Source organism: Arthrobacter sp. 01T425 (assembly GCF_056398725.1).
The window spans coordinates 194,248-220,228 of sequence record NZ_JBFTPY010000004.1 but is presented as its reverse complement, the minus strand read 5'-3'; the positions used below and the strand labels follow the sequence as shown (position 1 = coordinate 220,228).

General features: G+C 69.1%; 20 protein-coding genes. 6 read left to right on the top strand and 14 right to left on the bottom strand.

What is annotated here, in order from left to right:
* Positions 1-381: 381 nt before the first annotated feature.
* Positions 382-816: a hypothetical protein gene (locus tag AC1DNG_RS07715; RefSeq protein ID WP_476850299.1), complete on the bottom strand. Its 435-nt coding sequence runs from the start codon at positions 814-816 to the stop codon at positions 382-384.
* Positions 817-882: 66 nt separating this feature from the next.
* On the opposite strand from AC1DNG_RS07715, the gene AC1DNG_RS07710 reads away from it, so the two are divergent.
* A complete protein-coding gene (locus tag AC1DNG_RS07710; protein WP_476887062.1) occupies positions 883-2,106 on the top strand; it encodes a class I SAM-dependent methyltransferase in 1,224 nt (407 codons plus the stop codon).
* Positions 2,107-2,199: 93 nt separating this feature from the next.
* On the opposite strand, the gene AC1DNG_RS07705 is transcribed toward AC1DNG_RS07710, so the two are convergent.
* On the bottom strand, positions 2,200-3,033 hold the full coding sequence (locus AC1DNG_RS07705) for a shikimate 5-dehydrogenase (protein ID WP_476887061.1): 834 nt from the start codon (positions 3,031-3,033) through the stop codon (positions 2,200-2,202).
* 308 nt (positions 3,034-3,341) lie between these two features.
* Between AC1DNG_RS07705 and AC1DNG_RS07700 the strand changes: the two genes are divergently transcribed.
* Complete coding sequence (locus AC1DNG_RS07700; protein ID WP_476850296.1) at positions 3,342-4,493, top strand: glutamate--cysteine ligase; 1,152 nt, start codon at positions 3,342-3,344, stop codon at positions 4,491-4,493.
* 83 nt (positions 4,494-4,576) lie between these two features.
* Here the strand turns inward: AC1DNG_RS07700 and tsaD are convergent, their stop codons facing one another.
* From tsaD to AC1DNG_RS07670, 6 genes are all read right to left on the bottom strand, one after another.
* Positions 4,577-5,677: a tRNA (adenosine(37)-N6)-threonylcarbamoyltransferase complex transferase subunit TsaD gene (gene tsaD, locus AC1DNG_RS07695; protein WP_476887060.1), complete on the bottom strand. Its 1,101-nt coding sequence runs from the start codon at positions 5,675-5,677 to the stop codon at positions 4,577-4,579.
* On the bottom strand, positions 5,674-6,141 hold the full coding sequence (gene rimI / locus AC1DNG_RS07690) for a ribosomal protein S18-alanine N-acetyltransferase (protein ID WP_476850367.1): 468 nt from the start codon (positions 6,139-6,141) through the stop codon (positions 5,674-5,676). Before rimI ends, tsaD begins: the two co-directional genes overlap by 4 nt.
* Positions 6,142-6,188: 47 nt before the next feature.
* On the bottom strand, positions 6,189-6,860 hold the full coding sequence (gene tsaB / locus AC1DNG_RS07685) for a tRNA (adenosine(37)-N6)-threonylcarbamoyltransferase complex dimerization subunit type 1 TsaB (RefSeq protein ID WP_476887059.1): 672 nt from the start codon (positions 6,858-6,860) through the stop codon (positions 6,189-6,191).
* Positions 6,860-7,552: a tRNA (adenosine(37)-N6)-threonylcarbamoyltransferase complex ATPase subunit type 1 TsaE gene (gene tsaE / locus AC1DNG_RS07680; RefSeq protein ID WP_476887058.1), complete on the bottom strand. Its 693-nt coding sequence runs from the start codon at positions 7,550-7,552 to the stop codon at positions 6,860-6,862. Before tsaE ends, tsaB begins: the two co-directional genes overlap by 1 nt.
* A complete protein-coding gene (gene alr, locus AC1DNG_RS07675) occupies positions 7,549-8,769 on the bottom strand; it encodes an alanine racemase (RefSeq protein WP_028275756.1) in 1,221 nt (406 codons plus the stop codon). Before alr ends, tsaE begins: the two co-directional genes overlap by 4 nt.
* Positions 8,770-9,311: 542 nt before the next feature.
* The gene (locus AC1DNG_RS07670; RefSeq protein ID WP_476850291.1) at positions 9,312-10,403 is read right to left on the bottom strand and encodes a carbohydrate kinase family protein; all 1,092 of its coding nucleotides are present in this window, start codon (positions 10,401-10,403) and stop codon (positions 9,312-9,314) included.
* Between the two features lie 93 nt (positions 10,404-10,496).
* On the opposite strand from AC1DNG_RS07670, the gene AC1DNG_RS07665 reads away from it, so the two are divergent.
* Positions 10,497-11,972, top strand: a complete 1,476-nt coding sequence (locus AC1DNG_RS07665) for a family 4 glycosyl hydrolase (protein WP_476887057.1) — start codon at positions 10,497-10,499, stop codon at positions 11,970-11,972.
* Positions 11,973-12,041: 69 nt separating this feature from the next.
* Here the strand turns inward: AC1DNG_RS07665 and AC1DNG_RS07660 are convergent, their stop codons facing one another.
* Positions 12,042-12,569, bottom strand: coding sequence for an N-acetyltransferase family protein (locus AC1DNG_RS07660; protein WP_476855721.1), 528 nt, complete (start codon positions 12,567-12,569; stop codon positions 12,042-12,044).
* A 127-nt stretch (positions 12,570-12,696) separates the two neighbouring features.
* Here AC1DNG_RS07660 and mshA point away from each other — a divergent pair, with 127 nt between their 5' ends.
* The 3 genes from mshA (at position 12,697) to AC1DNG_RS07645 (ending at position 16,903) form a co-directional block, all read left to right on the top strand.
* Complete coding sequence (gene mshA, locus AC1DNG_RS07655; RefSeq protein ID WP_476887056.1) at positions 12,697-13,962, top strand: D-inositol-3-phosphate glycosyltransferase; 1,266 nt, start codon at positions 12,697-12,699, stop codon at positions 13,960-13,962.
* An 89-nt stretch (positions 13,963-14,051) separates the two neighbouring features.
* Positions 14,052-15,764 (top strand): formate--tetrahydrofolate ligase, encoded by a 1,713-nt coding sequence (locus tag AC1DNG_RS07650; RefSeq protein WP_476887055.1) that lies wholly within the window; start codon positions 14,052-14,054, stop codon positions 15,762-15,764.
* A 179-nt stretch (positions 15,765-15,943) separates the two neighbouring features.
* A complete protein-coding gene (locus AC1DNG_RS07645; RefSeq protein WP_476850286.1) occupies positions 15,944-16,903 on the top strand; it encodes a hypothetical protein in 960 nt (319 codons plus the stop codon).
* Positions 16,904-17,087: 184 nt separating this feature from the next.
* On the opposite strand, the gene AC1DNG_RS07640 is transcribed toward AC1DNG_RS07645, so the two are convergent.
* From AC1DNG_RS07640 to glgX, 5 genes are all read right to left on the bottom strand, one after another.
* Positions 17,088-18,173: an inositol-3-phosphate synthase gene (locus AC1DNG_RS07640; protein WP_018773719.1), complete on the bottom strand. Its 1,086-nt coding sequence runs from the start codon at positions 18,171-18,173 to the stop codon at positions 17,088-17,090.
* Between the two features lie 175 nt (positions 18,174-18,348).
* Positions 18,349-19,389 (bottom strand): L-glyceraldehyde 3-phosphate reductase, encoded by a 1,041-nt coding sequence (gene mgrA, locus AC1DNG_RS07635; RefSeq protein ID WP_476887054.1) that lies wholly within the window; start codon positions 19,387-19,389, stop codon positions 18,349-18,351.
* A 15-nt stretch (positions 19,390-19,404) separates the two neighbouring features.
* Positions 19,405-21,210 (bottom strand): malto-oligosyltrehalose trehalohydrolase, encoded by a 1,806-nt coding sequence (gene treZ / locus AC1DNG_RS07630; protein ID WP_476887053.1) that lies wholly within the window; start codon positions 21,208-21,210, stop codon positions 19,405-19,407.
* Positions 21,211-21,261: 51 nt separating this feature from the next.
* Positions 21,262-23,598, bottom strand: a complete 2,337-nt coding sequence (treY, locus tag AC1DNG_RS07625) for a malto-oligosyltrehalose synthase (protein WP_476887052.1) — start codon at positions 23,596-23,598, stop codon at positions 21,262-21,264.
* Positions 23,595-25,952 carry a glycogen debranching protein GlgX gene (gene glgX, locus AC1DNG_RS07620; protein WP_476887051.1) on the bottom strand — a complete coding sequence of 786 codons (2,358 nt, stop codon included), beginning with the start codon at positions 25,950-25,952 and terminating at the stop codon, positions 23,595-23,597. The genes treY and glgX overlap by 4 nt, the downstream gene beginning before the upstream one ends.
* Between the last annotated feature and the right edge of the window lie 29 nt (positions 25,953-25,981).

Genomic DNA, 25,981 nt, shown 5'->3' with positions numbered 1-25,981 from the left:
GGGAAACATCCACTCATAAGCCCGAGCGATGGACATGCCCTACGACGGCGTCCGGTCCAGAGGGCCATGCCCATTCTGCGTTGCGGCCAGAGGACACTTGGGCGTCATGCTCTGTACCCGTGCTGAGCGATGGACATACCCAACGGGTGCGGGCTGCCCGGGAGGACATGCCCATTTTTTGTTGCGGCCAGAGGACACTTGGGCGTCATGCTCTGTGCCCGCGCTGAGCGATGGACATACCCAACGGGTGCGGGCTGCCGGGGAGGACATGTCCATCCGTGGCGCAGGAGGCTGGGCATGTCCCCTGGCCCGTGGCCGTTGGCCGTTTGGCGGTGCGGTGCGCGCCCACCAGCGGCGTCTATTCGCGCGCCTACTCGATGGCTACTGGTCTGCGAGGTCGTCGAAGTCCACGTCCTCGCCGTCGTCTTCGTCCGTGTTCTGGCCTTCGTCATTCCGGTGCCGGAACGACAGCACGGCGCCGGCGGCGGCCAGCAGAATGCCGGCGACGAGGAAGATGATGCCGCCGAGCCGGGCCGCGGCATAGGTCTCGCGGATGGCCCGGGCCTCGTCCGTGGCGTCCTGGACGTTCTTGCCGCCGACGGAATACACGGTGGCGTTGAAGGAATCGAGGAAGAAGATGATCACCAAAAGTGCGACGGACACGACGGCGATCACCGCGCCGGCGATCAGCGCCGGTTTTGCGTAGCGGGCCAGTCCCTGCGGCCGCCGGCGCTCCTGCCTGGCGTCGTCGTCGCCGGCCGTGTCCTGCCCGGCCGTGTCCGCTGAGATGCTGTCGCCTGTGCCGCTGTCTTCCATGCCATCAAGCCTAGCCCCCGCCGTCCGGTCACAGCGCGCCCGCTGACCTCAACTACGCTGGATGCCATGACTGACGCACCGCAGGAACATATTGCCCCGATCCTCACCCCCGAGGGCTGGGAGCTGCTGGCGTCGTTGGGCCCGTACCGCGAGGACGAGGCCTTCCGCCTCACGGCGTCGCTGCGCAAGGCCGGCCACTCCCCCGAGCTGGTCTCGGCCGTGCTCACCCAGTCCCGGCTGCGGACCAAGGCCGAGGCGAAGTTCGGCGAATTTGCCCGGCAGATGATTTTCACGAAGGCCGGTCTGGAACAGGCCACCCGGCTCACGGTGGCGGCACGGCACGCGCAGCGGTTCGCGGAGGCCGGAATCGGCCATGTCGCCGATCTCGGCTGCGGGCTGGGGGCCGACACGATGGCCCTGGCATCCCTGGACCTGGTGGTCACCGCCGTGGAAATGGACGAGGCCACGGCCGCCTGCGCCACCATGAACCTGATCCCCTTCCGCAACGCCACCGTGGTCCACTCCGATGCCACCTCGGTTTCGCTCGAGGGGATCGACGGCGTCTGGCTCGACCCAGCCCGGCGCACGACGTCCACTTCGGGTACCAAACGGATCTGGGATCCGGAGGATTTCTCCCCGCCGCTGTCCTTCGTGGAGTCACTCGCCGGCTCCGGCCGCGCCGTCGGCGTGAAGATGGGCCCGGGCATGCCGCACGATTCCGTGCCGGCCGGCTGCGAGGCGCAGTGGGTCTCCGTGGGCGGGGACGTGACCGAGGTGGCCCTGTGGTTCAACGCGGTGCGGCGTCCGGGGGTGCGGCGCGCGGCCCTCGTGCTCGGCCCCCTTGGTTCCGCTGAGCTCACCAGCGGCGAGGACTTCGGCGCCGGCCCGGTGGCGCCCGTGGGTCCGGTGGAGGGGTACCTGTATGAGCCCGACGGCGCGGTGATCCGCGCCGGCCTGGTGGCCGACGTCGCCCTCCAGCTGGGCGGGCACCTCGTGGACGAGCACATCGCCTACATCTGCGCCCCGGAGCTGCATGACACCCCGTTCGCCAAGGCGTACAGGGTCCTGGAGGTGATGCCGTTCAACGTCAAGGCACTCAAGACGTGGGTCAAGGATCAAGGCATCGGGGTCCTGGACATCAAGAAGCGCGGTATGGCTGTCACGCCCGAAGAGCTGCGCAAGCAACTCCTGCCCGGCGGCAGCGCAAAGCACAAGGACAAGAAATCCGCCACCCTGGTCCTCACCAGGATCGGCGAGGACCGGGTGGCCGTCTCGGTGGAGCCGGTCTAGCCCCGCCAGCGGGATCCCACCGGCCGAGTGCCCCGCGGCGCCGTGCCCCGCCGCCGGATGTCAGCGAAGCGGCCGGTCAACTGGGCTGTCGCGCTATTGGGCCCGCGTGAACTCCTCGGCTGCCCGGATTTGCTCGTCGGTCGGCCGGACGCCGGTGTACAGCACGAACTGCTCGAGCGCCTGGATCGTGGCGACCTCGGCTCCGGTGATCACGGTCTTGCCGGCCGCGCGGCCGGCCTTGATCAGCGGTGTCTCGGCCGGGAGCGCGACGACGTCGAACACCACTTTGGCGGCATCGATGGCCTCCTGCGGGAAGGGCAGCGAGGCGGCGTCCGGGCCGCCGGCCATCCCGATGGGGGTGACGTTGATGAGCATGTCCGCCGTGCCGGTACCGGACGCCGCAGAGCCCAGATCCGCGCGCCAGGCGAAGCCGTACTGTTCGGCCAGGGCGCGGCCGGAGCCCTCGTTGCGGGCCACGACGGTCACGTCCTTGAACCCGGCATCCCGGAGCGCGGCCACGGTGGCCTTGGCCATGCCGCCGGAGCCCAGGACCAGCACCGAGTAGTCCGTGGGGACTGCATTGCTCTGCAGGAGCTGCTCGATTGCGGTGTAGTCGGTGTTGTACGCCGTGAGCCGGCCGCCGTCGTTGACGATGGTGTTGACCGAGTCGATGGCCTTCGCCGACGGGTCCATGACGTCAACGAGGGCGATCACGTCCTCCTTGTAAGGCATGGACACCGCGCAGCCGCGGATGCCGAGGCCGCGCACCCCGGCGATCGCCTGGGCGAGGTCGGTGGGGGCAAAGGCCTTGTAGATCCAGTTCAGGCCCAGCTGTTCGTACAGGTGGTTGTGGAAGCGCGTCCCATTGTTGCTGGGCCGGGCCGAGAGCGAGATACACAGGGTCATGTCTTTGTTCAGAATGGGCACAGCTCCATTAAACGCCAGGATCGCTCCGGCCACCCGCAGCCCAACGCGCAACCGCGCGCGCCGTCGCTGACCAGCGACGTTGTGAATACACTCACGCAGCAGCGGCAACTTTGACACCGTCCCGGGGCCGCCCCTGCACTAGACTTGGACCACCCGAAGCCCTGCCGGCCCCCGGCCGGCGCACTGGTGTGTGGGAAATTGCACGTGACACCGCCGGTGCCATGTGCAGAGGCATGTCCGAGGATGTTCGCCAGCGCATTTCCCCACCAGGACCACGGCCAGCGACAGCAGAACAGTGAAGGGACCACATGAAGATCGAGTTCGCTTCATCCAGGCAGTCGACTCTTGGCGTGGAATGGGAGCTGGCGCTCGTCGACGCCGAGACCGGCGAGCTGGCCTCCGTGGCGAACCAGGTGCTGCGCGGCGTCGCTGCCCGGCATCCCGAACTCAATGAGGACGACGAGCACCCGCACATCAAGCAGGAGCTGCTGCTGAACACCGTGGAGCTCGTCACGGGCATCTGCACCACTGTTGCGGAGGCCAAGGCGGACCTGAGCAGCTCGCTCGCGGCGGTCCGGGACGTGACCGATCCGATGGGTGTGGAGATCTTTTGCGCCGGGAGCCACCCCTTCAGCCCGCCCCAGCTGCAGCCCGTCACGGACAAGGAACGCTACGCCAAGCTCATTGACCGGACCCAGTGGTGGGGCCGGCAGATGGTCATTTACGGCGTCCACGTGCACGTCGGACTCGACAGCCGGGACAAGGTCCTTCCGGTGCTGGACGGCCTGGTCAATTACTTTCCGCACTTCCAGGCGCTCTCCGCGTCCAGCCCTTTCTGGGGCGGCGAGGACACCGGATACGCCTCCCAGCGGGCGCTGATGTTCCAGCAGCTGCCGACCGCCGGGCTGCCCTTCCAGTTCTCCAGCTGGGAGGACTTCGAGGCGTACGCCCAGGACATGTTCACCACCGGCGTGATCGATTCGCTCTCGGAGATCCGCTGGGACATCCGGCCCGTCCCGCACTTCGGCACCATCGAGATGCGCATCTGCGACGGCCTGGCCACGCTCGAGGAAGTCGGGGCCATCGCCGCCCTGACGCAGTGCCTCGTCGACGAGTTTTCCACGACGCTGGACAACGGCGGCACCATTCCTACGATGCCCCCGTGGCATGTGCAGGAAAACAAGTGGCGCGCGGCCCGGTATGGCCTGGACGCGATCATCATCCTCGACGCCGACGGCAACGAGCAGCTCGTAACAGAGCACCTGCGCGAGACGCTCAAGCGGCTTGAGCCGGTGGCGGCGAAGCTGGGCTGCAGCGCCGAACTGGCCGACGTCGAGAAGATCATCGAGCGCGGCGCCGGCTACCAGCGGCAGCGCCGGGTCGCCGCCGAGCACGGCGGGGACCTGCGCGCCGTCGTCCTGGACCTGGTCAAGCAGATGCGCCAGGGCCCGGACGCCTAGCTCCGGCGCCCAACAGCCGCCACGCAGGCGGCCGAAGCCCCAGGCCGTCTAGCTCCACGCGGACGAAGCCTCAGGCTGTGGCCTCAGGCGGAGACGGTCGTGACCGGCATTGAGGAATCCGGCGCAAAGCCGATCCCGCTCGGTTTCACGCCGGCCATCACCAGTTGCGCCCCGAGCGAGGCCACCATGGCGCCGTTGTCCGTGCACAGTGGCAGCGGCGGCACCGTCAGCCGGATGCCGGCCGCACTGCAGCGTTGTTCGGTGAGCTGGCGCAGCCGCGAGTTGGCGGCGACCCCGCCACCCAGGAGGACCTCCGTGATGCCGTTTTCGCGGCAGGCGAGCACTGCCTTGGCGGTAATGACATCCACCACGGCTTCCTGGAAGGCCGCGGCGATGTCCGCCACGGGCACCTCCTCGCCGCGGGCCTCGAACTGCTCCACGCAGCGGGCGACGGCGGTCTTGAGCCCGCTGAAGGACCAGTCGTAGCGGTGCGGCCCGGGCTCCTCGGCGGTCCCCATGTACTTGGGCTGGGTGAGCCCGCGCGGGAACCGGATGGCTTTGGCGTTGCCCGTGCGCGCGAGCTTGTCGATGGCCGGACCGCCCGGATAGCCCAGGCCCAGAAGCCGCGCCACCTTGTCATACGCTTCGCCGGCGGCGTCATCGATCGTGGAGCCCAGCAGCTCGACGTCGTCCGTGATGCTCCGGATCCGCAGGATCTCGGTGTGGCCGCCGGAGACCAGGAGCGCGCCCATATTCTCCGGCAGGGCGTGCGGCGTTGTTTGCGGCGACGGCGCGCCGGCGCCCTGCTGCAGGAGCCCGACGCCGACATGCGCCACCAGGTGGTTGATGGCGTAGAGCGGTTTGCCGGTGGCGACGGCGAGCGCCTTGGCCGCGCACACTCCCACCATGAGGGCACCTGCCAGGCCCGGCCCGGAGGTGACGGCGATCGCGTCGATGTCCGTGAGCGTCACTCCCGCCTCCGCGAGGGCCTCCTCGAGGGTGGGGACGAACGCGTCGAGGTGGGCGCGGGAGGCGATCTCGGGGATCACGCCGCCGAAGCGGACGTGTTCGTCCATGGAGGACGAGACGGTGTTCGTCAGCAGGGTGGTCCCCCGGACGATGCCGACGCCGGTTTCGTCGCAGGAGGACTCGATGCCGAGCACGAGCGGCTGGGTGCGGTTCATGGTCGGCCTGCTTCGGTTGGCTGGGGGCTGAGCGGTTCGCGGGGCAGCTGGAGCCGCATGATCAGGGCGTCGACGCCGTCCCGGTAGTAGCGGGGCCGGATGTGGATCTGTTCGAAGCCGAAGCGCAGGTAAAGCTGCTGGGCCCGGGGGTTGTCCGCCCTGACCTCGAGCAGCACATCCTGGGCGTGCCGGCGCCGGCTTTCCGCGATCAGCTCGGTGAGCAGGGCAGAGCCGATGCCCTTGCCTTCCTGCTCGGGCACCACGGCGATCGTCTGGACGTCCGAGATCGGTTCGATGCACATGAGCCCGGCATAGCCCACGATCCCGCCGTGGGTCTCCGCCACGAGGTAGCGGCGGGTATCCACCTGCGCCAGCTCGTCGTGGAACATCTGCAGCGGCCAGGCATCCACGGGAAAGAGCCGGAGTTCCAGGGCGTGGATGGCGGGGATGTCCGCGGCGTCCATGTCCCGCAGGGTGACTCCGCCGGGCAGCCGGACGGCTCGCTCCGCGCTCACAGGGCACGCTTCCGGGGTCCGGGCACCTGGGCGTCGGATTCGCGCAGATACAGGGGGGTGGAGTCCAGGAGCTGTTCCCCCGCGGAGAGCCGGGCGAGTGCGAACTGGCCGAGCGAGAGGGCCTCCGGCTGGCGGGTGCTGAATTCCGCGACCGCCTTGACGGCCTCGGAGTAGATTCCTGCCCCTGCACCGTACACGGGCAGATCCGGCAGGTCCGCGGCGAATCCCACGTGCGGGCCGTCCTCCAGATGCGGCAACTGGGCATCGGAGAGGGTGTACCGGGCCCAGTACACTTCCTTGCGTCGCGCATCGGTGGCGACAATGAACTCCGCGGCCGAGTCGGTGGATTCGGCTACTTCCAGGGCGATCGCGTCCAGGCTCATGACGCCGTACAGCGGCTTGCCCCAGACAAAGGCGAGGGTGCGGGCCGTGACGATCCCGGAGCGCAGTCCTGTGAACGGGCCGGGGCCGACGCCGGTGACGATAGCGTCGACGTCGTGGCCGCTGACGCCGGCCTCAGCCAGGAGCCCGTCGATCCCCGGGGCCAGGACCTCCGCGTGGGTGCGCGTGTCCTCGGTGGCGAAGCTGGCGAGCACGGATTCCGGCGCATCATCGGAGACCAGGGCGGCGCTGGCGACAGCTGAGGTGTCGATGGCGAGGATCAGCATCAGGGATTCCGTTCCGGGGTCTGGGGCGTGGTCCCGGGGAGGGGCCTGGCGCCGGGCATGGTCTCGGACAGGGGCCCGGCGCCGGGCGTGGTCCCGGGCAGGGGCCGGGGCTCGGCACCGGGCAGCGTCGGCGCTTCAGCCCAGCGCGGACCGAAGCCGCGGATCACGACGGTCCGCGGTTCGTCGTCGTCGTCCGTGTCGAAATCCAGAACGGGACTGGCGCCGGTTTCGGCGGGGGCTTCGGGGGTTTCGGCGGAAGCGGCGGCGCCTCCGCGGGTGCGGTGGAGTTCCACCTCCAGCCGGCTGTCGCTGAGGTGCTCAACCCGGCCGCGGCCCCACTCGACCACGGTCACGGCGCTGTCCATGGTGTTTTCAAGATCGATGTCGTCGATTTCAGCGGCCGACTCCAGCCGGTAGGCGTCCACATGCACCAGGTCCGGTCCGCCCGGCCGGGGTCCTCCGGGCAGGTTGGGGTGGATGCGCACCAGGACAAAGGTCGGCGAGATAATGCCGGCCCGCACTCCCAGGCCCTCCCCCAGCCCCTGCGTGAACGTGGTCTTGCCGGCACCCAGTTCGCCGGTCAGGACCAGCAGATCGCCGGTTTCCAGCACGGCGCCGAGGGCCGCGGCGAGCGCATGCGTCTGCGCCGCCGTGTGGACCTCAAGGCTCCGTTCCCACGCGGGCGCGCTCACGGCCGCTCTTCGCCGGTGGAGGGCTCTTCGTTCAGGTAGCGGCGCGGCACGCGGGGGCTGATCCTGGTGACGATCTCGTAGTTGTTGGTACCGGCGGCCTTGGCCCAGTCATCTGCCGTGGGTCCGCCGTCGGCGCCGTCGCCAAACAGCACTGCCTCGGCGCCGAGGATGCTCGGGCCTCCGGCCGCCACGTGGCGGGGTCCGAGGTCGATCACCATCTGGTCCATCGCAATGCGACCCACTACCGGATAGTTCACGCCCTCGACCCGGACGGGGCCGCCGGTGGCGATGCGCGGCACGCCGTCGGCGTAGCCCAGCGGGATGAGCCCGAGGGTGCTGACGCCGTCCGTGCGGTAGTTCAGCCCGTAGGAAACGCCCTGCCCGGCGGGCACGTCCTTGCAGTGCGAGACCACCGTGCGGACCGTCATGGCCGGGCGCAGCCCGAGCTCGGCCGGACTTTGCCCTTCGAAGGGTGACAGCCCGTACAGGCCCAGCCCCACGCGGACGAGGTCAAAGTGGGTGTCCGGCCGGGAGAGGGTGGCCGGGGTGTTGGCGAGGTGGCGGACCTCGGGGTCCACGCCGGCGTCCTGGGCGACGGCGAGGACCTGGCGGAACGCGGCGAGCTGCTCGTCGGTTTCGGGCCGTTCGGGTTCGTCGGCGACGGCCAGGTGGGAGAAGATCCCCACGACCCGGAGCAGGCCCTGGTCCTGGTGTTCCATGGCTTCGCCGACCAGGCTGTCCCAGGCGTCGAGGGTGGCGCCGTTGCGGCCGAGCCCGGTGTCGACCTTCAGGTGGACGCGGGCGGGCCGTTCCTGCTCGCGGGCTGCGGCCACGATCCGGTCCAGTTCCCAGCCCGAGCAGCCGATGTCGATTCCTGCGGCCACTGCGGCGGCGAAGTTGCTGTCCGGGGTGTGCAGCCAGGCCAGCAGGGGCGCCTCGATCCCGGCGGCGCGCAGGGCGAGGGCCTCGGAGATGTGGGCGACGCCAAGCCAGCTGGCCCCCGCGCCGAGGGCCGCGCGGGCCACCTGGACGGCGCCGTGCCCGTAGGCGTCGGCCTTGACCACGGCCATGACCTGCGCGGGTGAGGCCACCGCTGCGATGCGGCGGACGTTGTGCCGGATGGCGTCGAGATCGATTACGGCTGAGCGCTCCTCAGCGTGGGCCGGCACTGCCGCCGAACCGGGCAGGAGATCGCCTGTTGCTGCTTGGTAAGTCACCTAACGATTCTAGGCGCGGCGCTGCGGGCCGAATAATCGGCCGGGCCCGGCCACCGCTGGACATGCCCATTCCTCCCCGCGGGACATGCCCAATCTTCACGCCCAGGGCCGCGCAGAACGGGTCCATGCCCAAGCCCCGGCCCCAGCGGAGGACATGCCCACTGGTGGCACGAATCCGGCCGGCCCCCCCCCCACCCCGGGACATGCCCAATCTTCACACCAAAGGCCGCGCAGAACGGGTCCATGCCCCCGCCCCGGCCCCAGCGGAGGACATGCCCACTGGTGGCACGAATCCGGCCGCCCCCCACCCCGGGACATGCTCATTTTTCACGCCCAGGGCCGCGCAGAACGGGTCCATGCCCACGCCCCGGCCCCAGCGGAGGACATGCCCACTGGTGCCACGAATCCGGCCGCACCCCCACCGCGGGACATGCCCAATTTTCACACCCAGGGCCGCGCAGAACGGGTCCATGCCCACGCCCCGGCCGAAGCGGAGGACATGCCCACTGGTGCCAGCCGAAAGCCCAGCCGCGCCCGCCCGTCTACGCGTCGGACTGGTGGGCGATGGTCGCCGTCGCGCGCCGCTGCGCCTCGGGCGGGACGTCGTGCACGATCTCTTCCAGGAAGCGGTAGCGGCGAAGCCATTGGCTGCTTTGCCGTTCCTTCCGTGCGTTGGCCCGCTGCCACCAGTCGGCAATGTCGCCCCAGCCGGGCGCGGCCAGCGAGCCGCCCACCTCCTGGACGGCCAAGGCGGCGCACAGATTGGCGAAGCGGAGACGGTCTCCCAGCGGCCAGCCGGCCAGGGAGCCGACAATGAAGGCCGCACCGAAGCAGTCACCGGCGCCGGTGGGATCGTAGGCCCGGACCGGCAGGGACGGGACCCACTCCTCCTCCCCCGTTTCCGAATCCACGGCCATGGATCCCTGGGCGCCGAGGGTGACCACCGCCACCGGAACCCGGTCCGCAAGCGAGTACAGGGCGGACCAGGGGTCGTCGCAGCCCGTGAAGTTCATGGCCTCGTGCTGGTTCGGCATGAAAGCATGGAAATACTTCAGGTGGTCCAGCCGGGTCGAGGACCACGCGCCGGTGGGGTCCCAGCCGACATCGCCGAACAGCTGGACGCCGTTCTTGTGCGCGTCGACAGCCCACGGTTCGAGTTCCTCCCCCAGCTCCGCAACGGCTGCGAGCGCCGGCGGCGGGCATCCAACCAGCTCGGTGGAAGTCACCGGCGCCGGGTGCCCGTGCGTCACCATGGACCGGTCCTTCTCCACGCTCAGGGACACCGTGACTGGCGAATGCCAGCCCGGAACACGCCGGGACAGGGACAGGTCCACGTGTTCCTGGGCGGCCAGAATCTTCCAGTTGTAGTCACCGTAGCCGTCATCGCCGAACACGGCGGCAAGACCGGTCCGCAGTCCCAGCCGGGAGGCGGCGATGGCCTGATTGGCGACGCCCCCGGGGCAGCTGCCCATCCCGTCGCTCCAGATTTCCGTGCCGGGCTGCGGCGCGTGGGGCAGCCCGGTGAAGATGATGTCCTGGAACACGGTCCCGGTCAGGAGCAAGTCGAATCCGTCCGCGGCCGGGCTGCGGACGGCAGAGAGCGGATCAAATCGCCGCGCCGGGGTCGCGTCCATATACGGCACATTACGCCGTACCGCCGTCGAGGGATACCAGGGGAAAGCGGGGCCCAAACCGGAGGGGAACACGGCGGGGAATAGACTGTCCGCATGCGGCTCACGATCGCCGGCGGGGGCGGCTTCCGCGTCCCCCTGGTCTACCGGGCGCTCTCTGCCGGGCCTTTCACGGGGCTGGTGCGGGAGCTGGTGCTCTACGACGTCGACCCCGCCAGGCTGGCGGCCGTCGAGGCGGTCCTGGCCTCCCTGGCCCAGCGGGGCCCGCCGGGTTCCGGCCCGCCGGGTTCCGGCCCGCAGGGTTCCGGCCCGCAGATCCGTGCCGTGTCCTCGCTCCCCGAGGCCTTGGACGGCGCCGACATGGTCTTCGCCGCCATCCGGCCCGGCGGCACCGCCGGCCGGACCGCCGACGAGCGGATCGCCCTGGACCTCGGACTCCTGGGCCAGGAAACCACCGGCGCCGGCGGGATCTCCTACGCGCTGCGCTCCATTCCGCCGATGCTGCGGCTCGCGGAGGAAATGCGGAGCCGCTGCCCCGGGGCGTGGCTGCTCAACTTCACCAACCCCGCCGGCATGGTCACGGAGGCCCTGGTCCCCGTGCTCGGTCCCAGGGTGATCGGGATTTGCGACTCCGCCAGCGGCCTGGTGCACCGTGCGGCGCGTGCCGCCGGCGTCGCGCTGCCCGAGGGCACGCTCGACGGCGTGGGCTACTACGGACTGAACCACCTCGGCTGGCTGTACCGGCTGGAGGCCGGGGGCCGGGACGCCCTCCCGGCACTGCTCGCGAACCCTGCGGCGCTGTCGGAATTCGAGGAAGGCCGGCTGTTCCCGCCCGGGTTGCTGGCCAGCCTTGGCTGCCTGCCGAATGAATATCTTTTCTACTACTACGACACCGTTCGTGCGGTGGCCGGCATGCGCGCCGCAGGTCAGACCCGGGGGGAATCGATCGCCCGGCAGCAGGCCGAACTCTATCCCCGCCTGGCTGCCGCCGGAGCCGAGGCTTTTGCGCTGTGGGAGGATGCCCGCAGGTCCCGCGAGGAGGGCTACCTAGCGGAGGCCCGCACCTCGGGCGAACGCCGCGACGAGACCGACCTCGCCGGCGGCGGCTACGAGCGGGTGGCGCTGGCGGCCATGCGCGCCCTCTCCGGCGGCGGCCCGGCGGACCTGATCCTCAACACGCGCAACGCCGTCACCACCCCCGGGTCCGCCGGCCCGGAAGCGGCGTCCGCCGGCCCGGAAGCGGGCGGCGCTGGGTCCGGAGCGCAGGTGGTGCCGGCTGTCCCGGGGCTGCCGGCCGACGCCGTCGTCGAAGTTCCGTGCCGGGTGACGCCCGACGGCGCCGAGCCAGTCCCGCAGGACCGCCCGGGACCGGCGCAACTGGAGCTGCTGCGGCGCGTCAAGGACGTCGAACGGCTCGTGGTGGAGGCGGCGACGACCGGCCGGCGGGAGGCGGCCCTCGCCGCGTTCGCCAGGCATCCGCTCGTGGACTCGGATGACCTCGCCGGAAAACTGCTGGCCGGCTATGAAGCAGCCTTCCCGGAACTGGGCCGTCTCTGGCACGGCGGGCCGTAGCTGCCCGTGGGCCTTAACGGCCCGCCAACATCAGCGTCCCGGCGGTCCCGCGGCACCGGGCCGGCTACCCTACAGCTTTCGGTACATCACGTGCAGGCCCACGTACCCCAGTTCAGGGTGGTTGAACGCCTCGGGAATGGTCGCGAGCACCTCGAAGCCCATGGATTTCCACGCTGCCACGGCCCGGACATTGCTTTCCACCACGGCGTTGAACTGCATGGCCCGGAAACCGGCGTCGCGCGCGGCGTCGAGCGAATAGGCGCAGAGGGCCCGGGCCAGTCCGCGGCCGGCCTGGCCCGGGTGGACCATGTAACCTGCGTTGGCCACATGGCTGCCGCCGCCGCCCTGGTTGGGGTGCAGCTCGCCGGTGCCAAGAATCGCGCCGGTGTCGGAGGCAACCGCGACGAATGTCCGGCCCGGCGCCTGCTTGAACCAGCGTGCGCGGGCCTCGTCCTCGGCGGTGTCCCGGTCCCAGGTGAAGGTCTCCCCGGCCCGGACGACGGGTTCCAGGATCGCCCAGATGCCCGGCCAGTCCTCCGGGCGGGCCTCCCGGATGGTCCAGCCGGCTGCAGGTTCTTGTCCTGTCGTTGTGTTCACAGCGGCCACGTTAGCAGCACGCCCCGGTCTGCGAACCGAACGGCCCCGTGAACCGGCCGGCACTTCAGGAGTAATGTTTTATCGACATGCATTGGGCAGAAAAAAATGGGCAGAGGAAAGGGGAACCGTGTCGCTGATCCGCCGCGTCGCTTTCCTTTCCCTGCACACCTCGCCCATGGAACAACCCGGCTCCGGTGACGCCGGCGGCATGAACGTGTACGTCCGGGCGCTGGCCGCCGCCCTCGCCGAAACCGGCGTGGAAGTGGAGATCTTCACCCGGTCCACCTCGGCCACGCAGCCCGCCGTCGAACACCCGTCCCCGGGCGTGTGCGTGCACAACGTCCTCGCCGGCCCGCCCCGTAAGCTGCCCAAGGAGGAGCTCCCGGGGCTGCTGCACAGCATGGTCGCCGAGATCAACCGGATCCGGCAGCTCCAGCCGCACGGCCGGTATGACGTCATCCATTCCCACTACTGGGTCTCCGGGGTGGCCGGGCTGGAGCTCGCGGAGCTGTGGCAGCTGCCCCTCGTCCACACCATGCACACGATGGCGAAGGTCAAGAACCAGCTCCTCGAGTCCGGCGAACAGCCCGAGCCGCGGCGGCGTGAGGACGGCGAGCACCGGATTGTCGACGGCGCCACCCGGCTGATCGCCAATACCGGCACCGAAGCGGCCGAGCTGGTCTCGCACTACAACGCCGACATCGACCACATCGACGTCGCGCCGCCCGGCGTGGACCTGGCCGTCTTCACGCCGGCCTTCAGGAACCGGGCCAGGGCACAGCACGGCATCGCCCCGGGCAAGTTCCATCTGCTGTTCGCGGGCCGGATCCAGCGGCTCAAGGGCCCGCAGATCCTGATCAAGGCGGCGGCGCTCCTGCGCTCCCGGCGCCCGGACATCGACCTGCAGCTGACCATCCTGGGGGCCGTCAGCGGCGCCAAGGACTTCAACCTCAAGACGCTGATCAGCGCCGCCGGAATGGACGACGTCGCCACCCACCACCCGCCGGTGAACGCCCCGGAGCTGGCCGGCTGGTACCGGTCCGCCGACGTCGTGGTGATGCCCTCCTACAGCGAGTCCTTCGGCCTGGTGGCGCTGGAGGCGCAGGCCTGCGGGACGCCGGTCCTCGCCACGAAAGTCGGCGGCCTCTCCCGCGCCGTCCAGGACGGACGGACCGGGATGCTGATCGAGGGCCACAAGGCCAGCGACTGGGCGGACGCCCTCGAGTCGCTCTTCGACGACACCCAAACCCGCACCGACATGGGGCGCGCCGCCGCGATCCATGCCCAGGAGTTCGGCTGGCAACGCACCGCCGCGATTACGCTGGAGAGCTACCACACCGCCGTAAGCCAGTATTTTGGAAGCCTGACCATCCCGGTGGGCCACACACCCTGAACCGGTTCCACCCCCTCCGCCCGCTCCAACCCCGCCCGGCAACACCGGACCGGGACAAACCCGCCGACGCCACGAGCCGAAGGACAACGATGTCTGAGACCACCACTGCCGGGAACAACGTCCCCAGCGACCTGGAAATTGCCCAGCGGGCAGTCATGAAGCCGATCGGGGAGATTGCGGCGGCCGCCGGCATCACCCCGGACGCGCTGGAACTCTACGGACCCTACAAGGCCAAGATCGACCCTGCGAAGCTGACCGTTCCGGCGGGCACCCCCGTGCGCGCGCCCGGCAAGGTGGTGCTGGTCTCCGCGATGTCGCCCACCCCCGCCGGCGAAGGCAAGTCCACCACGACGGTGGGGCTCGCGGATTCCCTGGCCCGGGCCGGGCACAGCGTGATGATCGCGCTGCGCGAACCCTCGCTCGGCCCCATCCTGGGCATGAAGGGCGGCGCGACCGGCGGCGGCTACTCCCAGGTGCTGCCGATGGACCAGATCAACCTGCACTTCACGGGCGATTTCCACGCCATCACTTCGGCGAACAACGCCCTCATGGCCCTCGTGGACAACCACATCTTCCAGGGCAACGAGCTCAACATCGATCCGCGCCGGATGACGTTCAAGCGCGTCCTGGACATGAACGACCGGTCCCTCCGCGAGGTCGTGATCGGCCTCGGCGGGCCCGCCCAGGGCACGCCGCGGCAGGACGGCTTCGACATCACCGTGGCCTCGGAGATCATGGCCGTGTTCTGCCTCGCCACGGACCTGAACGATCTGCGCGACCGGCTCGGCCGGATCACATTCGGCTACACCTACGACCGCCGGCCCGTGACCGTGGCCGACCTCGGCGTCCAGGGCGCCCTGACCATGCTGCTCAAGGACGCGATCAAACCCAACCTCGTGCAGACCATCGCCGGCACCCCGGCGCTGGTGCACGGCGGGCCCTTCGCCAACATCGCCCACGGCTGCAACTCCCTCATCGCCACGCAGACGGCCCGCCGCCTTGCGGACATCGTCATCACCGAGGCGGGGTTCGGCGCGGACCTCGGCGCCGAAAAGTACATGGACATCAAGGCGCGGATGGCCGACGTCGCCCCGTCCGCCGTCGTCCTCGTGGCCACCGTCCGGGCGCTCAAGATGCACGGCGGCGTGCCGAAAGACCTGCTCAAGGAGCCCAACGTGGAGGCGCTGGCCGCCGGCGTCGCCAATCTGCGGCGCCACATCCGCAACGTCGAGAAGTTCGGCATCACCCCGGTCGTGGCGGTCAACAAATTCGCCACGGACACCGCCGAGGAGCTGGACTGGCTGCTTCAGTGGTGCGCCGCGGAGGGTGTCCAGGCCGCGGTGGCCGATGTCTGGGGCCGCGGCGGTGGCGGCGACGGCGGCGACGAGCTCGCGGCGAAGGTAGCGGCCGCGATCGACGCCCCGCACGGCTTCCGGCACCTGTATCCGCTGGAGATGTCCGTGGAGGACAAGATCCGGACCATCGTGCAGGAGATCTACGGCGCCGACGGCGTGGATTTCTCCGTGCCCGCGCTGAAACGGCTGGCCGAGATCGAGAAGAACGGCTGGTCCGGGATGCCGGTGTGCATGGCGAAGACCCAGTACTCCTTCACCGACGACGCCACCCGCCTCGGCGCGCCCAAGGGCTTCACCATCCACGTCCGGGATCTCATCCCCAAGACCGGCGCGGGCTTCATCGTGGCCCTCACCGGCGCCGTGATGACCATGCCGGGCCTGCCCAAGGTGCCGGCAGCGATGCGGATGGACGTCGACGACGCCGGCAACCCGGTCGGCCTCTTCTAACCCACCTGACGCTCCCTCACCTCCTGCATCCCCCCAACCAACGATCCCTCAGGTCCGGCAACTCCCCAACCGACGCTCCCTCAGGTCCGGCGCGGCGCTTGCGCCTGCCGCCGCGGGCCGATCCGGGACATCTGTGGATAACTCCTGCGCGGCTCTCCAAATAGGTTCAAAATGCCAGCATGGAAAAGCCTACGAAGCTTCCCGGTCCACTCAGCGCAGCACCCTTTACCATCGCGGATGCAAGGTCCTTGGGAGTGCCGAGAACCAGGCTCAGGCACTCCGACGTAATTCACATCAGCCGGGGTCTCTACCGGCCCACGGATTGGGACTTCGAGCTGGAGGCGGCGGCTCGTGCGTTGGCCGCAGCGTCGCCCGGCGCCTGGATCTCCCACGTCACCGCTGCCAGGCTCCGATGCCAGATATTGCCTCCTTGGCTCTCGGACTCGGAGGAGCTACACCTGAGCAAGCCGCGGGCGCTCCCGGAGGTCCGGCGCAAAGGCATTCTCGGACACACGGTTCTTGCGTTGGAGGGCGAGGTCGAGACAGTGGACGGGATCCGGATCAGCACGCGCTCCCGGACGTGGCTCGACCTCGCCCTGCGGTTGAGCCTGCCAGAGTTGGTCTGCCTGGGTGATGAGCTGGTGCGGATTCCCCGACTGGGGTTGGAAGGGCGCAGTGATCCCTTTGCGACCATCGATGAGCTGCGTTGGATGGTGGGCCGTCACCCGAACCTGCAGGGAATCGTCCGCGCCCGTGCCGCACTGGACTTGATGCGCGTGGGCTCGGATTCAGCGCCGGAGACGTTGCTGCGGCTGGCGATGTGCGACGCCGGGCTCCCGGAACCGGAACTGCAGCTCCCGCTGCGACCGGACAGTCCTGCCGCGCCGACGGCGGACCTTGGGTATCGCCGTCGGCGGCTGGCGGTTCAGTACGACGGCGGGCACCACCTGCTCCCCGCACAGATCTTCAGCGACCGCCGCCGTGACAAGGCCTTCGAGGCAGCCGGATGGACAGTGCTCGTCCTGACAAAAGATGACCTCGCGGATGGCTTCTCCGGCGCCGTCACCAAAATGAAGCGAATCCTCCGCACCTCATACCTCAGCCCGCCGGCCGCAGCTGGCTTTTCCAGCGCAATCTGAGGCAGCGAGCCGCCGATGTCTGCAAGACGTGAGGGAGGATCGGGTCGGTATCGGCCAAAGGTGAGGGAGCATCCCGGACCCAATCCGAAAACGACGACGCTCCCCCACCATTGGTGAGGGAGCGTCGGGTTGGAACACGCCAAACGTGAGGGAGCGTCCAGAGGCAGGGCGGCAGCGGGGGCGGTTAGCGCTCCAGGTCGCCGCGGATGAAGGCCTCGACCTTTTCACGGGCGAGGTCGTCGTTGAACTGCTCCGGCGGGGACTTCATGAAGTAGCTCGACGCCGAGACCAGCGGGCCGCCGATGCCGCGGTCCAGGCCGATCTTGGCGGCACGGATAGCGTCGATGATCACGCCGGCGGAGTTGGGCGAGTCCCAGACTTCGAGCTTGTATTCCAGCGACACCGGGGCGTCGCCGAAGTTGCGGCCCTCAAGACGGACGAAGGCCCACTTGCGGTCATCGAGCCACTGGACGTAGTCGGACGGGCCGATGTGGACGTCCTTGGCGGCGAGCTCGGCCTCGACGTTGGAGGTAACGGCCTGGGTCTTGGAGATCTTCTTGGACTCCAGGCGGTCGCGCTCGAGCATGTTCTTGAAGTCCATGTTGCCGCCGACGTTCAGCTGGTACGTGCGGTCCAGGGTGACGCCGCGGTCCTCGAACAGCTTGGCCATGACGCGGTGCGTGATGGTGGCACCGATCTGGCTCTTGATGTCATCGCCCACGATCGGCACGCCCGCGGCGGTGAACTTGTCCGCCCACTCCTTGGTGCCGGCCAGGAAGACCGGCAGGGCGTTGACGAACGCCACGCCGGCATCGATCGCGCACTGGGCGTAGAACTCGGCGGCCTGCTGGGAGCCGACCGGCAGGTAGCAGACCATGACGTCAACCTGGGCGTCCTTGAGGGCCTGGACGACATCGACCGGCTCCTCCGGGGACTGCTCGATGGTCTCGAGGTAGTACTTGCCCAGGCCGTCCAGGGTGTGGCCGCGCTGGACCGTGACGCCGGTCGGCGGGACATCGGCGATCTTGATGGTGTTGTTTTCGCTGGCCAGGATGGCGTCGGACAGGTCCTGCCCCACCTTCTTGCCGTCGACGTCGAACGCGGCAACGAACTGGACGTCGCCGACGTGGTACTGGCCGAACTCCACGTGCATCAGGCCCGGGATCGTGGCCTTGGGGTCGGCATCTTTGTAGTACTGGACGCCCTGGACCAGCGAAGCGGCGCAGTTACCTACGCCGACGATTGCAACACGAATCGGATGTGAAGACACGGAACTCCTTTTGAGAAACAAGGGTGACCGGCGCGGCCGCACTCTGAGGTACTGCATCAGTTGTGCGGGCGGCAGGCGGACACGACGCCGTAAGGCGCCCTTAGTAGTCTAGTCAACGCCGCCGGGGCCGCGGTTGTTCCCGGGCGGCCCCGGCACTTGTGTTAACTGCGGATGCCTACGACTTCTGGGCCCACAGGTTGATATCTGATTCGACGGCGAACTCATCGATCGCGTCGATCTCATCGGCCGTGAAATCCAGGTTGTTGATCGCAGACAAGGTGTCCTCAAGCTGCCGGACGCTGGACGCGCCCACCAGTGCGGACGTGACCGACGAGCCCTTGCCCTGATCGCGCAGGATCCAGGCGATGGCCAGCTGCGCGAGCGTCTGCCCGCGGCCCTCGGCGATCCGGTTGAGCCCGCGCACGCGGTCCAGCTTCTCCTCGGTGATCATGGATTCGCCCAGGGACTTGTGCTGGGCGGCCCGGGAGTCGGCCGGAATGCCCTTCAGGTAGCGGTCGGTGAGCATGCCCTGGGCCAGCGGCGAGAACGCGATGGATCCGGCGCCCACCTGCTCCAGCGCCTCGAAGAGGTTGGGGCTGCCGTTCTCGGTCCAGCGGTTGAGCATGGAGTAGCTGGGCTGGTGGATCAGCAGCGGGGTGCCGAGTTCCTTGAGTATTCCCGCGGCCTCAATGGTCTGTTCCGGGGTGTAGGACGAAATGCCTGCGTAGAGCGCCTTCCCGGAGCGCACGGCCTGGTCCAGGGCGCCCATGGTTTCTTCCATCGGCGTTTCGGGGTCCGGGCGGTGGCTGTAGAAGATGTCCACATAGTCCAGGCCCATCCGGCCCAGCGACTGGTCCAGGCTGGCCAGCAGGTACTTGCGGGAGCCAAAGTTGCCGTACGGGCCCGGCCACATGTCGTAGCCGGCCTTGCTGGAGATGATCAGCTCGTCGCGGTACGGCTTGAAGTCGTCCTGGAAGTGGCGGCCGAAGTTGGTCTCGGCGCTGCCATAGGGCGGGCCGTAGTTGTTGGCGAGGTCAAAGTGGGTGACGCCCAGGTCGAAGGCCCGGCGCAGGATGGCGCGCTGGATCTCGAACGGCTTGTCGTCGCCGAAGTTGTGCCACAGGCCCAGTGAGATGGCCGGGAGTTTCAGGCCGCTGCGCCCCACGCGGCGGTAGGGCATGGAGTCGTAGCGGGTATCAGCTGCCAAATATGTCATACGTCATATCCTGCCTTAGTGGGTGAGTACCGCGGCGCTGTGGCCGGGTAGATGCAGTGGTGTGGCCGGCGCCGCGCCGCCAGGAGCGGGTTCAGCATCGGAAGCCGGGTCCAGCCGGACGCCGTCGTCGGTTGCCAGGGCCAGGGCCGCCCCGCGGACCGGGACCCGCCGCGCCTCGGCGGAAAAGTTCATCGCCACCTCGGTGCGGCCGCGGCGCAGCAGCAGCCAGCCCTCGTTCTCGCTGACGTCGACGGCGGTGTCCTCGAAACCGGGTTCCGTCAGGTCCGGCGTGGTGCGGCGCAGCGCGATGAGCGCCCGGTACAGCTCCAGGAGGCGGGCGTGGTCCCCTCCCGAGGCCTCGGCCCAGTCCAACTTGGACCGGGTGAAGGTCTCCGGATCCTGCGGGTCGGGGACGACGGCGGGGTCCCAGCCCATGCGCTCGAACTCCCTGATCCGGCCCTCGGCCGTCGCCTTGCCCAGCTCCGGTTCCGGGTGGGAGGTGAAGAACTGCCACGGGGTGGTGGCCCCGTATTCCTCGCCCATGAACAGCATGGGCGTGAACGGCGAAGTCAGGGTGGCGACGGCGGCGAGCGCGAGCGGCCCGTAGCCCAGGGTCTGGGACAGCCTGTCCCCGGTGGCACGGTTGCCGATCTGGTCGTGGTTCTGGCTGCACACCACCAGCGCGGCCGGGTGGACCTGGGCCGGGTCGATGGGCCGGCCGTGGTGGCGGGCGCGGAAGCTGGAGTAGCTGCCGTCGTGGAAGAACCCGCGCTCCAGGACCTTGGCCAGCGCCCCGATCGAGTCGAAGTCGGCGTAGTAGCCGGTGGTTTCGCCGCTGACGTTGACGTGGACGGCGTGGTGGAAGTCATCGCTCCACTGCCCGGCCAGCCCGTACCCGTTGGTGTCCCGCGGGTAGAGCAGGCGCGGGTTGTTCAGGTCCGATTCCGCGATCATCGTGGCTGGGCGTCCGGTCTCGGCGGCTATTTCGTCGGCGAGGGCGCCGAAGTCCTCCAGCAGGTGCACGGCGCGCTCGTCCTTGAAGGCGTGCACGGCGTCCAGGCGCAGGCCGTCCACGTGGTAATCGCGCAGCCACATAGAGGCGTTGTCCAGGATGTAGCGGCGCACCTCGTCCGACTCCGGGCCGTCCAGGTTAACGGAGTCGCCCCAGGTGTTGCCCTCCCCCGATTTCAGGTAGGGCCCGAACCGGGGAAGATAGTTGCCGCTGGGGCCGAGGTGGTTGTAGACGACGTCCTGGATGACGCCCAGGCCGGCGGCGTGGGCGGCGTCCACGAAGCGCTGGTACGCGGCGGGTCCGCCGTAGCCTTCGTGCACGGCGTACCAGAGGACACCGTCGTAGCCCCAGTTGTGGGTGCCGTTGAACCCGTTGACCGGCAGCAGCTCGACGAAGTCGATGCCCAGCTCCGCCAGGTACGCCAGCTTCCCTGCCGCGGCGTCCAGTGTTCCCTCCGGCGTGAAGGTGCCCACATGGAGTTCGTAGATGACGGCGCCCTTGAGCTCCCGCCCCGCCCACTGGCCGTCAGCCCACTGGTATTCTCCGGCGTCGAACGTGCGGGAGAGCGCGTGCACGCCCGCGGGCTGGCGGCGGGACCGCGGGTCCGGCAGCGGGGTGGGATCCCCGTCCACCAGGTAGCCGTAGTCCACGTCCCCGGCGGCGGGCGCCCCGGCGGCGGTCCACCAGCCGGGTGCCTCCGCGCCGCGGCGGGTCATGTCGTACTTCCGGCCGTCAGCGAGGAGCGTGACGTCCTGCGCTTCCGGTGCCCAGAGATCGAAGCGGTCGCTTCCGTGTGCAGGCAAGGTCATGGCATTCTTCCGTTCCCCATGTCGGTACTATTCCCCATATCGAAGGACTGCTTAGGCGGTGGGCACCAGGAGGGCCACGGGGTAGTCCCGCAGGATCTCCCCCACTGCCACGGCGCCCGGACCGTGTGTGGCACCGGTCAGTTCATCGGCCATGGCCGCGGCGAGCTCGACGGTCGTGTCCTGCCAGCCGCCGCGCTGCTCCAGGCCGCGGGGCAGCCGGGTGGCGAGCGTCAGCGCGCCCGGGGCTGCGGGAGTCCCGCGGTCAAAGGCGAGCAGGTGCGCAGCGGCGGCGCCCGTGGCGGTGACCGGGGCGTACCCGGTGAACAGCTCCGGCCGGTCCCGTCGCAGCCGCAGGGCCCGCGAGGTGACGAGGAGTTTCGCTGCCTCGTCCAGGAACGACGCCGGACGCTCACCGGCGTCGAGCGCGGCGAGGGCGCGCCGGCGGGCACCGAAGTCGAACGGCCGCCGGTTGTCCGGATCGGTCAGCGAGCGGTCCCAGAATTCGGTGCCCTGGTAGACGTCCGGCACCCCGGGCATGGTGAGCTGCACGAGCTTGGCGCCCAGGGAATTGGCGGCGCCGTAGGGCTCCAGCAGGGCCACGAGGGAGTCCAGCTCGGCGGTCACCTCCGGGGTGTCGAAGGCCGCGTCGACGGCGGCTGCAAGTTTCGCTTCGAAGGCCTCGTCCGGATCGATCCAGTTGGTCGAGTTCCCGGCCTCCCGGGCGGCTTTTTGCGCGTAGGACTGCAGCCGGTCCCGGTCTGCGGGCCAGACGCCTGCGACGGCCTGCCACAGCAGGTTGGCCAGCGGGCCGTCCGGCAGCGGCGCCAGCTTCTGCAGCCGCTGCAGGGATGCCTGCCATTCCGGTGCGAGCTCGGCCAGCACCGAGATCCGGGCCCGGGTGTCCTCGCTGCGCTTGGTGTCGTGGGTGCTGAGGGTGGTCATGGACAACGGCAGCTCGGCCTGACGCCGGGCCATCCGGGTGTGGAATTCCTCCGGTGCCACGGCGAACTCGGTGGGGTCGGCGCCGACTTCGGTCAGGGTGCCCAGCCGGGTGTAGCGGAAGAACGCGGTGTCTTCCACGCCCTTGGCCATGACCATCCCGGAGGTCTGCTGGAAGCGCATGCCCAGTTCTGCGGAGGGGGCAGCCTGCGCGTCGAGCAGCAGCGGCAGCAGCACGCCGACGGAGCCTTCCAGTTCGGGGCGGCGGCGGACCGCGAGTTCGCATGCCTCCTTCAGGACGTCAGCGCCCTCCGGAAGATAGCTGCGGTAGACCGGGAACGCGGCGATGATCTCGGACAGTGCGTCCGCCGCGGCTTCCTGGCCCAGTCCTGCCCCGGCAGGGACCAGCCGTGCCAGCCGGAGCATTTCCGAGTGCAGGATTCCGTCCGTGATCCGGCGTTTGGTGCCGCGGATCATGTCCTCGTAGTCGGCAGCGCCGCCGCGCAGTTCGGCGTCGAGCGCGTCAAGCGGGCCCTGGCCCGCGGCGTCGACGAACACCCGGTCCACGTCAGCGAGGGCGTCGTAGCCGGTGGTGCCCTCGCACTCGAAGCCGGCCGGCAGGGCCTCGCCCGGTTCCAGGATCTTCTCGATCAGCAGGTAGCTGCCGCCCGTGGCCTCCCGCAGCCGGTGCAGGTATCCCTCCGGATCGGCGAGGCCGTCCGGGTGGTCGATCCGCAGCCCGTCGACGAGCCCCTCCCGGAACCAGCGCACAACCTCCGCGTGGGCTTCATCGAAGACCTCGGGGATCTCCACCCGGATCCCGGCCAGGCTGTTGACGGCAAAGAACCGGCGGTAGTTCAGGTCCGTGTCGGCCCGGCGCCAGCCGATCAGTTCGTAGTGCTGACGGTCGTGGACCTCGCGGGGATCGTCTGCAGTGGAGTCACCTGCGGTATACGTGCCCTCTGCAAGCGGAAAGCGGTGGTCGTAGTAGCGCAGTTCCCCGTCCTTGATTTCCAGCGCGTCGACGTCGGAGTCGTCCCCCAGCACCGGGATCCGCACCCGGCCGCCGCCGAAGTCCCAGTCGACGTCGAACGCCTGCGCGTAGCGGGACTGCTGCCCCTCCTTCAGGAGCGACCACCACCACGGGTTCTGGGCCGGGGTCGCGACGCCGACGTGGTTGGGCACGATATCGACCAGCACCCCCATGCCGGCCTCCCGCGCGGCGGCCGACGCCGCCAGCAGGCCGTCCGCGCCGCCCCGGTCCGGATCAATGGCGGAGGGATCGGTGACGTCGTAGCCGTGGTCCGAGCCGCGCTCCGCCGTGAGGATCGGCGAGAGGTAGATCCAGTCCACGCCCAGCGACTTCAGGTACGGCACGGTCTGCGCGGCGTCCTGCAGCGTAAACCCGGGCCGGATCTGCAGCCGGTACGTCGAGACGGGGGTTCTCATTTAGCCCGGCCCTTCGGGGTCTTCGGCTTGTCGGCCCCCGCCTTTTTCGAGCCGGAGGCTTTAGCCGAGCCCTTGGAGGCGCCGGTTGCCGGCGCCTCCGGAGCCGGGTCCGCCGGAGCCGGCGCCTCCGGTGCCGGGTCCGCCGGAGCTTCCGGTGCCTGGACCGCAGAACCTGCATCCGCCGAATCCTCGTGCTCGGCCATCGCGGCGAGGGAGGCTGCCGCGGAGTAGTCCACCTCCACCTCGGGGCCGGAGTGGGCCCGGAGCACCACCATCGACTTTGCCGCCAGCTTCAGCACGGACCCGGCTTTCAGCGGGGCCTCAGTGTCCGCCTGGTCTGCGGTGTCCACCAGCACGTCCCAGAACCGTGAGTACTCCTCGGCCGGCAGGGCGAAGTCCACGTCGCCGTCGTGGGCGTTGAAGCCGAGCAGGAAACTGTCGTCGGTGATCCGGCGTCCGCGGGAGTCCTGTTCCTGGATGCCGTGGCCGTTGTAGAACACGCCGATGGTCCGGCCGAAGCCGCTGCCCCAGTCCTCCGGGAGCATTCCGGTGCCGTCGGTCTTCAGCCAGACGATGTCCGGCAGTTTCTCGCCCTCACCGCGGACCACCGGGCGGCCGTCGAAGAAGCGGCTGCGGCGGAACGTCGGGTGGTCGTGCCGGATCTTGTTGACGACGGCGGTGAACTCCACCAGCGGCTGGTCCATCGCGTCCCAGTGGATCCAGCTCAGCTCGGAGTCCTGGCAGTAGGTGTTGTTGTTGCCCTGCTGGGTGCGGCCGAGCTCGTCGCCGTGCAGGAGCATCGGGACGCCCTGCGAGAGCAGCAAGGTGGCGATGAAGTTGCGCTGCTGGCGGGCACGGAGGGTCAGGACCTGGTCGTTGTCCGTGTCCCCTTCCTCGCCGCAGTTCCAGGAGCGGTTGTGGGATTCGCCGTCGTTGTTGCCTTCGCCGTTGGCGTCGTTGTGCTTCTCGTTGTAGGACACGAGGTCGCGCATGGTAAAGCCGTCGTGCGCCGTGACGAAGTTGATCGAGGCCACCGGGCGCCGGGCGGAGCTTTCGTAGAGGTCCGCGGAACCGGTCAGGCGGGAGGCGAATTCGCCCAGGGTCGAGGGCTCGCCGCGCCAGAAGTCGCGGACCGTGTCGCGGTATTTGCCGTTCCACTCGGTCCACTGGGGCGGGAAGTTGCCCACCTGGTAGCCGCCCGGGCCGATGTCCCACGGCTCGGCGATCAGCTTGACCTGGGAGACGATCGGGTCCTGCTGGATGAGTTCGAAGAAGGTGGACAGCTTGTCCACGTCGTAGAACTCGCGGGCCAGGGTGGAGGCGAGGTCGAAGCGGAAGCCGTCGACGTGCATTTCCGTCACCCAGTAGCGCAGGGAGTCCATCAGCAGCTGAAGGGAGTGCGGGTGCCGGACATTGAGGGAGTTACCGGTGCCGGTGTAGTCCATGTAGTGCTTCAGGTCATCGTCCACCAGCCGGTAGTAGGCCTGGTTGTCGATGCCCTTGAAGGACAGCGTGGGGCCGAGGTGGTTGCCTTCAGCGGTGTGGTTGTACACCACGTCCAGGATCACTTCGATGCCGGCCTTGTGCAGCTCGCGGACCATGGCCTTGAATTCCTGCACCTGGTGCCCGACGTCGCCGGAGGAGCTGTAGGTGTTTTGCGGGGCGAAGAAGCCGATGGTGTTGTAGCCCCAGTAGTTGTTGAGGCCCTTCTCCTCGAGCGTGCCGTCGTTGACGAACTGGTGGACGGGCATGAGCTCGATCGCGGTGACGCCGAGCTTCTTCAGGTGCTCAATCACGGCCGGGTGGGACACGCCGGCATAGGTGCCGCGCTGCTCTTCGGGAATTTCCGGGTGGAGCTCGGTCAGGCCCTTGACGTGCGCCTCGTAGATGACCGACTGGTGGTAGGGGATCCGCAGCTGGCGGTCGCCGTCCCACTCGAAGAACGGGTTGATGACGACGCCGTGCATGGTGTGCGGGGCCGAGTCGCTGTCATTGCGCGAGTCGGGGTCGCCGAATTCGTAGGTGAAAAGCGCCGGGTCCCAGTCGATCTGGCCTTGGACGGCCTTGGCGTAGGGGTCCATCAGCAGCTTGTTCGGGTTGAAGCGGTTGCCGTGTTCGGGTTCGTACGGGCCGTGGACCCGGTAGCCGTACTTCTGTCCGGGCTGGACCTGCGGCAGGTAGCAGTGCCACACGTAGCCGTCCACTTCGGTCAGTTCGATCCGGGTTTCGGTGAGGTCGTCAGCGAGGAGGCACAGTTCCACCCGCTCGGCTCGCTCGCTGAACAGGGCAAAGTTGGTGCCAGTGCCGTCAAAAGTGGCTCCCAGCGGGTATGCCGATCCGGGCCAGACTTCCATGTGTACTCCTCGTGCGGAACGAATATTCT